Raw genomic sequence first — 13,994 nt, 5'->3', positions numbered from 1 at the left:
CTCAGCGCCCCGGAATGTCGCTGCGCGGCGGGGCGGGTTCCCAGCGCTCGATGATGTCGACCGCCTCTTGCGCGGTTTCGACAAAGCGGAACAGGTCCAGATCCTGTTCGGAAATCGTGCCGGCATCGGCCAGGGCTGTCCAGTTGATCACCCGTTCCCAGAATTCGCGCCCGAACAGCAGGAAGGGCACGCGCTCCATCCGGCCGGTCTGGATCAGCGTCAGCGACTCGAACATCTCGTCCAAGGTGCCGAACCCGCCGGGGAAGATGGTGATCGCGCGGGCGCGCATCAGGAAATGCATCTTGCGGATGGCAAAATAGTGGAAGTTGAAACACAGATCCGGCGTGACGTACTGGTTCGGGGCCTGTTCGTGCGGCAGCACGATGTTCAGCCCGATCGAGCAGCCGCCAGCATCATGCGCGCCGCGGTTGCCGGCCTCCATCACGCCGGGGCCGCCGCCGGTGACGATCACGTTCTCGCGGCAGCCGCACAGCTTGGATTTCTCGGTCATTAGCCGTGCGAATTCGCGCGCCTCGTCATAATATTTCGAAAGTTCGGCCAGGGTCCTGGTCCGCGCGCCGTCTTTCTTGGACGGTTCTGGTATGCGCGCGCCGCCGAACATCACTATGGTCGACGTGATCTCGCGCTCGGAAATGTTCAACTCGGGCTTCAGCAACTCCAGTTGCAGCCGCACGGGGCGCAGCTCGCTGCGCAGCAGGAATTCTTCATCGGCAAAGGCCAGCCGGTACGAGGGCGAGCGTGTCTGCGGGGTGTCCGGAACCTCGCTTGCGGTCGAGCGGTCGGTCTGGGCATCGCGGAAGGGGCTGAGGCGTTGATCTTTCATTGCTGGGCGTTCCCTGCTTGCGTGTTTTCCAAACAGCTATAGGGTTCGCGGACGGAGTGCCAGTCACGGAAAGATGAGAATGGATTGGAAACACGAGATTTCGGCGGCGGCCCATAGGATTGCCGGTCATGCGCAGGTGACGCCGGTCATGACCAGTGCTGGTCTAGGGCTGGGCTATCCCGTCGAGCTGAAGCTGGAGCACCTGCAGCACACCGGCAGTTTCAAGGCGCGCGGCGCCTTCAACACTTTGCTGAGTACGGATGTGCCCGCGGCCGGAGTGGTGGCGGCATCGGGCGGGAATCACGGTGCGGCTGCGGCCTATGCCGCGCGGGCGCTGGGCCATCCGGCCAAGATCTTCGTGCCCGAGATGGCCGGTCCGTCCAAGATCGCCCTGATCGAACGGATCGGGGCCGATCTGAGCGTCGTGCCGGGCGAATATGCCAATGCCCTGACGATGGCGCGTGAACACGAAGACCGAACGGGTGCGGTGCAGATACATGCCTATGACGCGCCGGCAACGGTGGCCGGGCAGGGTACCTGTTTCGCCGAATGGGACAGCCAAGGCTTGCAGGCCGATACCATATTGGTGGCGGTGGGCGGCGGCGGGCTGATCGCGGGGGCGCTGGCCTGGTTTCAGGGCGCGCGCAAGGTCGTTGCGGTCGAGCCGGAAACGTCACGTGCGTTGAACGCCGCGTTGCAGGCCGGTGCGCCGGTGGATGTTCCTGTGTCGGGTATCGCTGCCAACGCGCTGGGCGCGCGGCGGATCGGCGACATCTGTTTTGGGCTGGCAAAGGGGATGACGTCGGTGCTGGTCAGCGACGATGCGATCGCCGAGGCGCAGCAGCGCCTGTGGCAGGCGCACCGTATTCTGGTCGAGCCGGCGGGCGCGACGGCACTCGCGGCTCTGACCTCGGGCGTTTACACGCCGGAACCCGGCGAGCGGGTCGCGGTTCTGGTCTGCGGGGGCAATATCGCACCTGACCCTCTCACTGCTTGAATTTGCGCCTTGAGGGCCGAGCCTTGGGATTATAGATAAAATCCCATGACCGCCACGATTGCAGATTCCATCTATGCCCGGCTCAGCCAGCGCATCATCACGGGCGAGCTGCCCGCGGGTGAGAAACTGCGGCAGGACCATATCGCGCGGGCGTTCGACACCAGCCATGTCCCGGTGCGCGAGGCGCTGTTGCGGCTTCAGGCGCATGGTCTGGCCCACAGCGAACCACGGCGCGGCATGCGTGTCACCGCGCTGGACCCGGCCGAGGTGCGCGAGGTGATCGAGATGCGCGTGGCCCTGGAATCGCTGGCCCTGCAACATGCGATCCAGAATTTGACACCGGCGGATCTCAAGGCGGCCGACAAGGCCCGCATCGCCTGCGACGAGGCGCAGGACATGCCAACATGGGAAACCCGGAACCGCGCCTTCCACCGGGCGATCCTGACACCCTGTGCGCGGCCGCGCCTGCTGCATACGATCGACGATCTGCACATCGCCAGCGCCCGCCATCTGTTCGCCCATTGGCGTCACCGCTGGGTCCAGCGGAAAGACACCGACCACGCCGCCATCGTGCAGGCGATGAAGCGCCGCGATATCGCCACGGCCACAGCGATTCTGGTGCGCCATATCCGCCGCGCCAGCTGAGACCGGCGGGTTTTGGCACCGGGTGGCCGCAAATGGCCCCGCCAACGTCGCATTGCGCATTGGCCCCGGCTTTCATATAGGCAACACCAACCAAACGAGAGTCAGCACGGAGTAACCCCATGTCCAACGCCCAACTGGAAACCGCCATCGAGGCCGCATGGGAGGCCCGCGACACGATCACGCCCGCCACCACCGGTGAACAGCGCGAAGCGATCGAGGACACTTTGAACGCGCTGGACAGCGGCGCGCTGCGGGTTGCCGAAAAGCAGGCCGATGGCAGCTGGCATGTGAACCAGTGGGCCAAAAAGGCGGTTCTGCTGGGCTTTCGCATCAAGGACATGGAAATCCAGTCCGGCGGCCCGCAGGGCGGCGGCTGGTGGGACAAGGTCGACAGCAAGTTCGCCGGCTGGGGTGAAAACCAGTGGCGCGCGGCCGGTTTCCGCGCTGTGCCCAACTGCGTGGTGCGCAAGTCGGCCTATATCGCGCCGGGCGTGGTACTGATGCCGTCTTTCGTGAACCTCGGCGCCTATGTGGACGAGGGCACCATGGTCGACACTTGGGCCACGGTCGGCTCCTGCGCGCAGATCGGCAAGAACGTCCACCTGTCCGGTGGCGTCGGCATCGGCGGCGTTCTGGAGCCCATGCAGGCCGGCCCGACTATCATCGAGGACAACTGCTTCATCGGCGCCCGCTCCGAGGTGGTCGAGGGCTGTATCATCCGCGAAGGCTCGGTTCTGGGCATGGGCGTCTATATCGGCCAGTCCACCAAGATCGTGGATCGCGAGACCGGCGAGGTGTTCTATGGCGAGGTGCCGCCTTATTCGGTGGTGGTGTCCGGCTCGATGCCGTCGAAGAACGGGATCAACCTGTACTGCGCGGTGATCGTAAAGCGGGTCGATGAGAAGACCCGTTCGAAGACCGGGATCAACGAGCTGCTGCGCGATTGATCGTAGACGTCGATCAATGTTCCGAAGGTCGCGGCTCTGGTCCGCGGCCTTTTTTGTTCGGCAGGGTCGGACCTATCCCGCCCGGTAGTCGGCGAGATCCTCGGGCGCGTGCAGCAGGGTGCCTTCGTATTTCGGCAAATCATCGCGCAGATCCAGCCAGGGCAGCTTGCTTTGATAATTGACGTGAAAGGTTGGCGCAAAGTCTGAAGGGTCTTCCAGCGAGGTCGCGTACAGATGCATCCCGCCCTCATAGTGGTCGGCCTCGAACCCCATCGGAGAGCCACACGTGGCGCAGAAATGACGCTGGACGCCGTTCGAACTGGCGAAAGTACGCGGTGTTGCGGCGGTCCATCGGAAATTGCGTGAGGGTACGCCCAACCACGCGACCACGGGCGCGGCGCAATTGCGGCGGCAATCATCACAATGGCAATAGCAACTCCAGGTCTCGGCGCCCTCAAATTCCCAGCGTGTTTCACCGCACAGGCAGCGGCCGCGTTTGGTCATGATGTCCTCCGTCGTTTTTCGCGACCAGTCTGACTGGACGGTGGGCTTGAGCGCGTCAAAAAACGACACGGCATCCGGGAACCGCGTCGAGCTGCCATGCTTGACCATCGACCGGCCCCCGGCTAAGGCCCACGGCATGGAAAAGCAAAAGAAACCCTCGCGCCAGCAGGTCTATACTCTGTTGGTTCAGATTGGTCGCAAGGATGGCGACGGCCTGCCCGAAGGCGCCACCGGCGCGGCGCTCATGTGCTATGCCAGCGGCGTGGACGAGGCCGAGGCCGTGCGCGAAACCGTGGCCATTCTCAAACAGGCCGATACGGCCCCGCTGGACGTCACCGGCTATGGGACCCTGGCCGAGCGCGAGGCGCAGGGGCACGAGATCGACCCGGACGAACGCACGCTGATGCAGAGGGCGCTGGATGAAAACGCGGTGATCGTGGCGCAGATGACACCGTTTTTCGGCGACAAGCCTGAAGGCAGCTAGCGCCGCGCGCCGAACCACTTGCTATAGATCTGGTCGTAGGTGCCGTTCTCGCGCAACGTGAGCAGCACCCGGTTGACGTCTTCGTCCAGGGGTGACCCGGTCGGGAACAGGATGCCGTAGTTCTCGCGCAGGAAGACGCCGCCGGTCATTGCCGCAATCTTGCGCCCCTCGTGGGTAGCAAAATAGGACAGGATCGGCGCGTCAAACACGACAGCATTCAGGTCCCCATCCCTGAACGCGGTCAACATGCCGTCGAGGTCATCATAGCCGACGAATTCGATCTCGCGCCGGTTCAGGAAACTGGCGGCGGTCGAGCCCGAGATCGTGCCGACCTGTTTGCCGTACAGGTCGTTGACCGAGTTGATGTTGCTGGTGATCGCGTCCACCGTCATCACCGAGGTGATCCGCGCGGTGAACACGGATACGATGAACAGCGAGGACACGACCAGCACCACACCCAGAATGCGTCCGAAGGGGGTGCGGGGCATGCGCTCTTCGAACCCGCCATTGACCACCAGGTTCAGCGCCCACCAGAAGGACGGGAACAAGGCCTCGTTCAGGTCGCGGTCGAAATAGGGTTGGGATCGGCGTTCGAATCCCCACATCAGCATGCCGCCACCCAGCAGGATGGCAAAGGCCAGCCCGATGGCGATGAACAGCTCGCGCGACAGCAGCGCCTGCATCAGGGACGGGCTGCGCGCCGCGTCGGAGGGGACCATGATCTGCAGACCGGCCTCGAAGATCGGCTGGCTGAAATCCATTCGGGCTTCACGGTCGGCGGTGATCGAGATGTTGGCGATGGCCATGTCCGCCTCGCGGTTTTCGACCGCCGACAGCATGTCGCCGAACGTGTCCATGCGGACGACCGTATATTCCCAGCCCAGCTCCTCGGCCAGTGCGGCCAGCAGATCCATTGAAAACCCGGTATCCACGCCCTCGACTTCATACGAGAACGGTGAGCGGTCCACCGTCGCGACCGTCAGAGTTTCGGCCTGGCTGGCTTGTGCAAGGGCTGCCATGGTCAGGCAGATCAATGCGAAAAGGGCGCGCGTCATGGGGTATTCACCTGTTTCGCGGCCCTCTAGCTCAATTTGGCGTGCTGCGGCAAGGCCGTCGCAAGGTCATCACCTCAGAATTCTTTGTCCCGCATTTTCGGGCCGGATCGCCGGAAAACCGTAGATCGGGGTTGGCATCGCCGCCAATTCGTTGAATCTGTGCGGTATCCCGTCCCACGCCGAAACCGCGAGGCCCCCGAATGACCGACCCCGTAGACCTGACCGCAGACCTGATCCGTTGCCCCTCGGTCACACCCGAGGAAGGCGGGGCGCTGGTTCTGCTAGAAGAAATCCTGTCGCGGGCCGGTTTCACCTGTGCGCGGGTGGATCGCGGCGGCGTCTGCAACCTGTTCGCCCGGTGGGGCGACAAGGGGCATGCGCGCAGTTTCGGGTTCAACGGGCATACCGATGTGGTGCCGGTGGGCGATGAGGTCGCATGGACCCGCCCGCCGTTCGGCGCGGAAATCCATGACGGCATTCTGTACGGCCGGGGCGCGACCGACATGAAATCGGGGGTTGCGGCTTTTGTTGCGGCGGCGGTGGATTTCGTGCGCGACACTCCGCCGGACGGGGCAATCATCCTGACCATCACGGGGGATGAGGAAGGCGATGCGGTGGACGGCACCACCGCGCTGCTGGACTACATGCAGGCGCAGGACGAGCGGATGTCAGTCTGTCTTGTGGGCGAGCCGACCTGCCCCAACGAGATGGGCGAGATGATGAAGATCGGCCGCCGTGGGTCGATGACCGCTTGGTTCGAGGTGACGGGCGTGCAGGGCCATTCGGCCTATCCGCATCGTGCAAAAAACCCGGTGCCCGCTCTGGCGCGGCTGATGGATCGGTTGGCCAGTCACGAACTGGATCGGGGGACGGACCATTTCGACGCCTCGACCCTGGCCGTGGTCACGATGGACACCGGCAACCCCGCCACCAACGTCATTCCGGCCCAGTGCCGTGGGGCGGTGAACATCCGGTTCAACGACCTGCATACAGGCGCCAGCCTCAGCGACTGGCTGAAGGCGCAGGCAGCCAACGTGGCGGCGGAGTTCGGCGTGCAGATCGACACGCGGATCAAGGTTTCGGGCGAAAGCTTTCTGACGCCTCCGGGGCCGCTGTCGGATCTTGTGGCCCGGGCCGTCGAGGCCGAGACCGGCCGCTGGCCCGAGCTGTCCACGACCGGCGGCACCTCGGACGCGCGGTTAATCAAGGATCACTGCCCCGTGGTCGAGTTCGGCCTGGTCGGTCGCACCATGCACCAAGTGGACGAATCCGTCCCGGTCGAGCAGGTCCGCCAGCTCAAGGCGATCTATGCCCGGATCCTGGCCGACTATTTCACCTGAGCGATTGATGCGCCCGGCCGCTTTTTGGTCATGACGCGGTCGTATAGGCATGCTAGGCGGACATCATGAAACGCATACCGACCAAGCAGGAGATCCTCGACTGGATCTCGGCGAACCCCACGCTCACTTCGAAACGCGACATTGCCAAGGCCTTTGGCATCAAGGGCGCGGACCGGATCGACCTGAAACGGATCCTTAAGGAGCTTGAGGCCGAGGGCCATCTTGAAAAGCGCAAGCGCAGCTATCGCGACCCGGACCGCTTGCCGCCGGTCAGCGTGTTGCAGGTCAAGGCGCCGAACGCCGATGGCGACCTGTTCGCGCGACCGCTGGAATGGCATGGAGAAGGGGTCGAGCCGATCGTGCTGATTATATCCCGCGCCAGCGACCCGGCGCTGGGCGAAGGTGACCGCATCCTTGCCCGCCTGACTCAGGTGCATGCAGAAGACCACAATTACGAGGCCCGCCTGATCCGCCGCATCGGCGCCAATCCGCGCCGGGTCGTCGGGATTTTCCGCAAGGGCGCCGAGGGCGGGCGGATCGTGCCGATCGACAAGGCCGGATCGACCGAATGGCTGGTGGCCGAAGGTGCGGCGCTGGGCGCCAAGGACGGCGAATTGGTCGAGGCCGAGCAGGCCGGGCCGAAAAACCGTATGGGGCTGCCGCGCGCGCGCATCTTGGAACGGCTGGGCGATCCGTCCGCGCCCAAGGCGGTGTCGCTGATCGCGATCCACCAGCACGGCATCCCGGACGATTTTCCCGATGACGTGATCGCCGAGGCCGACTTGGCCAAGCCCGTCGGGCTGAAAGGGCGCGAGGATCTGCGGGACATCCCTCTGGTGACCATCGACCCGTCGGACGCGCGCGACCGTGACGACGCCTGCCATGCCCATCCTGACGACGACCCGAAAAACCCGGGCGGCCACGTGATCTGGGTCGCCATTGCCGATGTGGCCGCCTATGTGCGCCCCGGCAGTGCGCTGAACCGCGAGGCGCGAAAGCGGGGCAACTCGACCTATTTCCCCGACCGCGTCGTGCCGATGCTGCCGGATCGTCTGTCGGGTGATCTGTGTTCGCTGCACGAAGGCGTGCCGCGCGCTTGTATCGCAGTGCGGATGCGGATCGATGCAAACGGCAACAAGATCGACCACCGCTTTGTGCGCGGGCTGATGCGCTCGGGCGCGTCTCTGAACTATGCCGAGGTGCAGGCGGCCATCGACGGCACCCCCAATGACCGCACCGGCCCGCTACTGGAGAGCGTTCTGAAACCGCTCTATGCCGCGTATGGCGCGCTGAAGACGGCCCGCAACGAACGTCAGCCGCTGGACCTGGACCTGCCGGAACGCAAGATCGTGCTGAACGACAAGGGCGGGGTCGAAAGCGTGGCCTTCCGCGAGCGGCTAGACGCGCACCGGCTGATCGAGGAATTCATGATTCTGGCCAACGTGTCCGCAGCCGAGACGCTGATCGCCAAGCGCAGCCCGCTTCTGTTCCGGGTGCACGAGGAGCCGGCGCCTGAAAAGCTGGAAAGCCTGCGCGAAACGGCACAGGCCGCTGGGCTGAATCTGGCCAAGGGGCAGGTGTTGCAGACCCGTCACCTGAACGCGCTGCTGAACGCCGCCGCCGGCACCGAGGATGCCGAGTTGATCAATCTCAGCACATTGCGGTCGATGGCGCAGGCCTATTACAGCCCCGAAAACTTTGGCCATTTCGGGCTGGCGCTGCGTAACTACGCGCATTTTACCTCGCCCATCCGCCGCTATGCCGACCTGATCGTGCACCGGGCGCTGATCTCGGCCCATGGCTGGGGCAAGGACGGTCTGACCGCCGACGAGATCGAACGTCTGGAGGAGGTCGCCACCCATATCTCGGATACCGAGCGCCGCTCGATGATGGCCGAGCGCGACACGACTGACCGCTATCTGGCGGCCTATCTGAGCGAGCGCGTCGGCAACGAGTTCACCGGCCGCATCAGCGGTATCGCCCGGTTCGGGGCCTTCGTCAAACTGGATGAAACCGGGGCCGACGGGCTGGTGCCGGTGCGGTCGCTGGGGCGCGAGTTCTTCCATTTCGACGCTGAGGCCGGCACCCTGATGGGAGCCGATACCGGCCTGACCATCGCCATCGGTCAGCGTGTCACCGTGCGCCTGACCGAGGCCACGCCGGTGACCGGCGGGCTGGAACTGGAGCTGCTGTCCATCGACGATCAGCCGATGCCACGTGGGGGCGGCCGTGGAAAGCCGGGTCGTCCGACGCGGCGCAAGGCGGTCAGCACCAAGCGCAAGAAGGACAAGATCAAGCGCAAGGTCGAGCGCAAACGCCGTCAGCGGTGATGGTGCGCAGCGCCTTGCAAAGGAACGCTTTGTGAATTTCCGGATTCGGGTTACCCTGAGCGCGAGCAGTCATCAGGAAAACCTGAATCATGAAATATGTGTGTGGCTTTTTGGCCGCCGCAGTTTGGGCATCCAGCTTGCAGGCGGAGACGACCAACCTTTCCCCTGGGCCAGCAGACGCCAGGGTTCAACTGGCCTCGGCCGATCTGACCGCGTCGCTCAGGCCGGTGCCTAGGCCCGCGCACGGTGCGCATCGTGTGGCGGCGGTAAATCCCCGGTTCGAGGTCTGGCTTGGCGCGTTCCAACGCCGGGCCTTGGCGCAGGGGATCAGCCAGGCCACGTTGAACCGCGCCCTGAGCGGCGTGACCCAAGACCCTGACATAATCAGACGCGATCGAAACCAAGCCGAATTTTCCAAGCCGATCTGGGAGTATCTGGACTCGGCCGTCTCGGACCAGCGCATCGCCAACGGGCGCAAGGCGCTGGAACGGCATCGCCGTGTTCTCGACCGGATCGAGGCGCGATACGGGGTCGAGAAAGAGGTCGTCGTGGCCGTCTGGGGGCTTGAGACGTCCTTTGGCAGCTTCCGGGGCAGCTCGCCTACGATCCGATCGCTGGCGACCTTGGCTTTTGACGGGCGGCGGGCGGAGTTCTTTGAAGCCCAGCTGCTGGCCGCACTGCAAATCCTGCAGGCGGGCGACGTGCGCCCCGAGGCGATGACCGGCAGTTGGGCCGGGGCCATGGGGCACACGCAGTTCATGCCGACCTCATATCTGGAACACGCGGTGGATTTCGACGGTGACGGCCGGCGCGACATCTGGTCGGACGATCCTACAGATGCGCTGGCCTCGACCGCGGCCTATCTTGCGCGCTTCGGCTGGACCAAGGGCCAACCCTGGGGCATCGAGGTACGCCTGCCGGCGGGGTTCGACTATGCCCAGGCCAGCCGCGAAATCACCCGGTTGCCCTCGGACTGGGCGGCGTTGGGGGTTCGGGCGGCGGATGGGCGGACGATTGCCGATCATGGTCCGGCTTCGATCCTGCTGCCGGCGGGCAGCAATGGCGTGGCCCTGATGATCTTTGACAATTTCAGCGTGATTGAGCGCTACAATGGCGCCGATGCCTATGTCATCGGCATTGGCCACCTGTCGGACCGGCTGGCCGGGCAAGGCCCGTTCCGCGCCAACTGGCCGCGCGACGACCGGGTGCTGAGCTTTGCCGAACGCAAGGAACTGCAACTGCGCCTGACCCTTGCCGGGTTCGACACGCAGGCCATCGACGGACGGATCGGTCCGAACACCATCAATGCGCTGCGGGCCTATCAGGTGGCACGCGGCCTGGTGCCCGATGGCTATGCCACCGTGCAATTGCTGGAACGGATGCGCTGAACGAAAAAGGGCGGCCGCGTCGGGCCGCCCATTTGCGATGTTTCCGTGAAATCAGGAGGCCGCTTTCATCAGGCCTTGGGCGATGATCTCGGCCTGCGCCTCGTTCAGCGACTTGTAGATGCGCACGAACATCTCGTCGATATCGGCCGGGGTCAAGATCAGCGGCGGCGAAATGATCATCCGGTCGCCCACATGGCGCATGATCAGGTTGTTGGCAAAGCAGCGATCGCGGCAGATGTACCCGACCGTGCCCGGATCGGAGGCGAACTTGGCCCGGCTGGCCTTGTCCGGCGTCAGCGCGATCGAGGCCATCATGCCCACGATCTTGGCCTCACCGACCAGCGGGTGCTCGACCAGCGCCTCCCATTTCTGTTTCAGATAGGGGGCCGCGACATCGCGCACATGCTCGACGATCTTTTCTTCTTCCAGAATGCGCAGGTTTTCCAGCGCAACGGCCGCCGCGACGGGGTGGCCCGAATAGGTATAGCCGTGGTTGAACTCGGTCCCGCCGATCACCTCGGCGATCTCGTCATTGACGATCGAGCCGCCGATTGGCGCATAGCCCGAGCTGAGCCCCTTGGCGATGGTCATGATATGCGGGCGAATGTTCATGGTCTGCGAGCCGAACCAGTTTCCGGTGCGACCAAAGCCGCAGATCACCTCGTCGGCGATCAGCAGGATATCGTACTTGTCGCAGATGCGCTGGATTTCCGGCCAGTAGGTGTCGGGCGCGACGATCACGCCGCCCGCGCCCTGGACCGGCTCGGCGATGAAGGCGGCGACGCGGTCTTCGCCCAGTTCCAGAATCGCCTCTTCCAGCTCGCGCGCGCGGGCCAGGCCAAATTCCTCGGGCGTCATGTCGCCGCCCTCGGCCCACCAGTTGGGCTGGTTGATGTGGTGGATGTTCGGGATCGGGATGCCGCCCTGTGCGTGCATGCCGGCCATGCCGCCCAGCGACGCCGACCCGACGGTCGAGCCGTGATAGGCGTTGCGGCGGCTGATGATGATGTTCTTGTTCGGATGGCCCTTTTCCGCCCAATAGGTGCGAACCAGACGGATGTTGGTGTCATTGGCCTCGGACCCGCCGGCGGCGAAGAAGACATGATTCAGGTCGCCTGGCGCCAGCTCGGCCAGTTTGGCCGCCAGCGCGATGGCCGGGACATGGGTCGTTTTGAAGAAGGTGTTGTAGTAGGGCAGTTCGCGCATCTGGCGTGCCGCCACCTCTGCCAGCTCGTCGCGGCCATAGCCGACGTTCACGCACCACAGACCGGCCATGGCGTCCAGAATTTCTTCGCCCTCGCTGTCGGTCAGATAGACGCCCTTGGCACGGGTGATGACGCGGGCGCCTTCCTTGCCCAGGGCATTGTTGGCCGAAAACGGGTGAAGGTGATGCGCCGCGTCCAGCGCCTGCAACTCGGCGGTCGGCATGTGGTTGGTGATGGTCGGCATCGGGAGGTTCTCCTGCAACAGCGGTTGGCGGCCAGAATATGATCAAATTTTTTCCTGTCAATCGACTTGGGCGCTCTCAGTCGTCCGCCAATGCCTCGGCCATCAGCTCCATGCCCTGTTCGATGTCTTGTGTCGTTGCTTTTGCGACCTTTTCCGCGTCACCCGCCCGCAACGCGCCGATGATATCCTTGTGCCGATCCGGCAGGCTTTGGGTGCCGAACCGCCCGCAGACGACGCGCAACGAAGGACCGAATCGCAGCCACAGACGCTCGGCCAGGTCCTTGAGGATCGGGGCGTTCGCGTGGTCATACAGCTTTTCGTGGAAGGCGTGGTTCAGACGCAGGTAGCCGCTGACATCACCATCCGCGATCATGCGATCCAGACGCCGGTCGATTTGCTCCAGCTGGTCGATGTCCGCCGTGGTCATTCTGCTGGCCGCGCGACGGGAAAGTTCTGATTCCACGGCGTTTCTGGCAAAAATCATCTGTTCGACATCCGCCGCCGTCAGCAGCGGCACGCTGACCCGGCGGTTGCCCTGAAAGATCAGCGCGCCATCCGAGATCAGGCGGCGGATCGCTTCGCGCACCGGGGTCATGCCGACCCCCAGTGATTCGGTCAGGCCCTGGATCGTGACCGGCTGGCCGGGTACCAGTTCGCCGAACAGGATCTGTGACCGCAACGTCCGATACACCTGTTCATGCGCCGGCGCCTTCTGCGCTCCGTCATCGACCCCGGATGCCTTATTTTTGATCAAATCCAAGTGTTTCACCTCGATCCCGATGGTCCTGACTTGTCAGGTTTGCTGCCGCGTGAAACCATACGACGGATCGACGGAAAACGCAAAACTTGATCAAATCTAAAAAAACGGGATGATACCCCTACACTTGCAGGGAGAAGAAAATGAAAATCAGAACGCTGACGATGACGGCGATCGCCGCCTTGGGGACGTCGGCCGCATTCGCGGAAGAGGTGCGCGTCTACAACTGGTCGGATTACATCGACGAAGAATTGCTGACCAAGTTCGAGGAAGAAACGGGCCTGACCCTGATCTACGACGTGTTCGACAGCAACGAGGTTCTGGAAACCAAGATGCTGGCCGGCGGGTCGGGCTATGACGTGGTGGTGCCTTCGGGCACGTTCCTGCAACGGCAGATCCAGGCCGGTGCGTTCCAGAAGCTGGACAAATCCAAGCTGCCGAACCTGGCCAACTTGTGGGACGTGATCGAGGAGCGCACGGCGCAGTATGACCCGGGCAACGAATACGCCATCAACTATATGTGGGGCACCACCGGAATCGGGGTGAACGTGGGCAAGGTTCAGGAAGCGCTGGGTGAGGACGCCCCCATCGACAGCTGGGACCTGGTGTTCAATCCGGCGAACATGGAAAAGCTGGCCGGCTGCGGCGTGCATTTCCTGGACGCGCCGGCCGAGATGATCCCGGCCGCGCTGAAATATATCGGTGAAGACCCCGACAGCCAGGATCCGGACGTGATCGCCAAGGCCGAGGGCGTTTTCATGGCGGTGCGCCCCCACATCCAGAAGTTCCACAGCAGCGAATACATCAACGCGCTGGCCAATGGCGACATCTGCGTGGCCGTGGGCTGGTCGGGCGACGTTCTGCAGGCCCGCGACCGGGCGGACGAGGCCGACAACGGTGTGACAATCGCCTATCACGCGCCCAAGCAAGGCGCGCAGATGTGGTTCGACCAGATGGCGATTCCGGTGGATGCGCCCAACCCGGACGGTGCGCATAAGTTCCTGAACTTCATCATGGACGCCCAGAACATGGCGGCGGCCACGAACTATGTCTACTACGCCAACGGCAACAAGGCCTCGCAGGAGTTCATCCTGCCCGAGATCCTGGAAGACCCGGCGATCTATCCGCCCGCCGACGCGTTGGAGAACCTGTTCACCACCCGGCCCTATCCGGCCAAGGTGCAGCGGGTGGTGACCCGTCTGTGGACCAAGATCAAGTCGGGCACCTGATCAGGTGCTCCGGCGCAAGGCGGCG

General features: G+C 63.9%; 13 protein-coding genes. 8 read left to right on the top strand and 5 right to left on the bottom strand.

Annotation, left to right across the window (positions count from 1 at the left end; all coding sequences use genetic code 11):
* Position 1 precedes the first annotated feature (1 nt).
* Positions 2–844, bottom strand: coding sequence for an LOG family protein (locus AC2FNS_RS02650; protein WP_496680717.1), 843 nt, complete (start codon positions 842–844; stop codon positions 2–4).
* A gap of 79 nt (positions 845–923) precedes the next feature.
* On the opposite strand from AC2FNS_RS02650, the gene AC2FNS_RS02645 reads away from it, so the two are divergent.
* The 3 genes from AC2FNS_RS02645 (at position 924) to dapD (ending at position 3,433) form a co-directional block, all read left to right on the top strand.
* Entirely contained in the window at positions 924–1,841 is a 918-nt protein-coding gene (locus tag AC2FNS_RS02645) for a threonine/serine dehydratase (protein ID WP_496710789.1), read from the top strand.
* A 45-nt stretch (positions 1,842–1,886) separates the two neighbouring features.
* Positions 1,887–2,486 (top strand): GntR family transcriptional regulator, encoded by a 600-nt coding sequence (locus AC2FNS_RS02640; protein ID WP_496710788.1) that lies wholly within the window; start codon positions 1,887–1,889, stop codon positions 2,484–2,486.
* A 119-nt stretch (positions 2,487–2,605) separates the two neighbouring features.
* Positions 2,606–3,433 (top strand): 2,3,4,5-tetrahydropyridine-2,6-dicarboxylate N-succinyltransferase, encoded by an 828-nt coding sequence (gene dapD, locus AC2FNS_RS02635; RefSeq protein WP_170364205.1) that lies wholly within the window; start codon positions 2,606–2,608, stop codon positions 3,431–3,433.
* Positions 3,434–3,505: 72 nt separating this feature from the next.
* Here dapD and AC2FNS_RS02630 read toward each other — a convergent pair whose 3' ends face one another.
* Positions 3,506–3,937 carry a GFA family protein gene (locus tag AC2FNS_RS02630; protein WP_496710787.1) on the bottom strand — a complete coding sequence of 144 codons (432 nt, stop codon included), beginning with the start codon at positions 3,935–3,937 and terminating at the stop codon, positions 3,506–3,508.
* A gap of 136 nt (positions 3,938–4,073) precedes the next feature.
* Here AC2FNS_RS02630 and AC2FNS_RS02625 point away from each other — a divergent pair, with 136 nt between their 5' ends.
* Positions 4,074–4,421 (top strand): DUF8846 family protein, encoded by a 348-nt coding sequence (locus tag AC2FNS_RS02625; protein WP_496688604.1) that lies wholly within the window; start codon positions 4,074–4,076, stop codon positions 4,419–4,421.
* On the opposite strand, the gene AC2FNS_RS02620 is transcribed toward AC2FNS_RS02625, so the two are convergent.
* On the bottom strand, positions 4,418–5,476 hold the full coding sequence (locus AC2FNS_RS02620; RefSeq protein ID WP_496710786.1) for a transporter substrate-binding domain-containing protein: 1,059 nt from the start codon (positions 5,474–5,476) through the stop codon (positions 4,418–4,420). The two genes, AC2FNS_RS02625 and AC2FNS_RS02620, sit on opposite strands and share 4 nt — an antisense overlap.
* Positions 5,477–5,676: 200 nt before the next feature.
* On the opposite strand from AC2FNS_RS02620, the gene dapE reads away from it, so the two are divergent.
* From dapE to AC2FNS_RS02605, 3 genes are all read left to right on the top strand, one after another.
* Positions 5,677–6,816: a succinyl-diaminopimelate desuccinylase gene (dapE, locus tag AC2FNS_RS02615; RefSeq protein ID WP_496710785.1), complete on the top strand. Its 1,140-nt coding sequence runs from the start codon at positions 5,677–5,679 to the stop codon at positions 6,814–6,816.
* Between the two features lie 65 nt (positions 6,817–6,881).
* Complete coding sequence (gene rnr / locus AC2FNS_RS02610) at positions 6,882–9,146, top strand: ribonuclease R (RefSeq protein ID WP_496797561.1); 2,265 nt, start codon at positions 6,882–6,884, stop codon at positions 9,144–9,146.
* Positions 9,147–9,235: 89 nt separating this feature from the next.
* Positions 9,236–10,534, top strand: coding sequence for a lytic murein transglycosylase (locus tag AC2FNS_RS02605; protein WP_496710783.1), 1,299 nt, complete (start codon positions 9,236–9,238; stop codon positions 10,532–10,534).
* A 51-nt stretch (positions 10,535–10,585) separates the two neighbouring features.
* Here AC2FNS_RS02605 and AC2FNS_RS02600 read toward each other — a convergent pair whose 3' ends face one another.
* Together AC2FNS_RS02600 and AC2FNS_RS02595 are read right to left on the bottom strand one after the other, a co-directional pair.
* The gene (locus AC2FNS_RS02600; protein WP_496710782.1) at positions 10,586–11,983 is read right to left on the bottom strand and encodes an aspartate aminotransferase family protein; all 1,398 of its coding nucleotides are present in this window, start codon (positions 11,981–11,983) and stop codon (positions 10,586–10,588) included.
* A 76-nt stretch (positions 11,984–12,059) separates the two neighbouring features.
* Positions 12,060–12,743: a GntR family transcriptional regulator gene (locus AC2FNS_RS02595; RefSeq protein ID WP_496680743.1), complete on the bottom strand. Its 684-nt coding sequence runs from the start codon at positions 12,741–12,743 to the stop codon at positions 12,060–12,062.
* Positions 12,744–12,883: 140 nt separating this feature from the next.
* On the opposite strand from AC2FNS_RS02595, the gene AC2FNS_RS02590 reads away from it, so the two are divergent.
* A complete protein-coding gene (locus AC2FNS_RS02590) occupies positions 12,884–13,969 on the top strand; it encodes a polyamine ABC transporter substrate-binding protein (RefSeq protein ID WP_496803768.1) in 1,086 nt (361 codons plus the stop codon).
* The last annotated feature ends 25 nt before the right edge of the window (positions 13,970–13,994 follow it).

The organism is Ruegeria sp. BHSA191 (genome assembly GCF_059613325.1).
The sequence above is the reverse complement of the archived record's forward strand: the minus strand, read 5'-3'. Positions and strand labels throughout refer to the sequence as shown.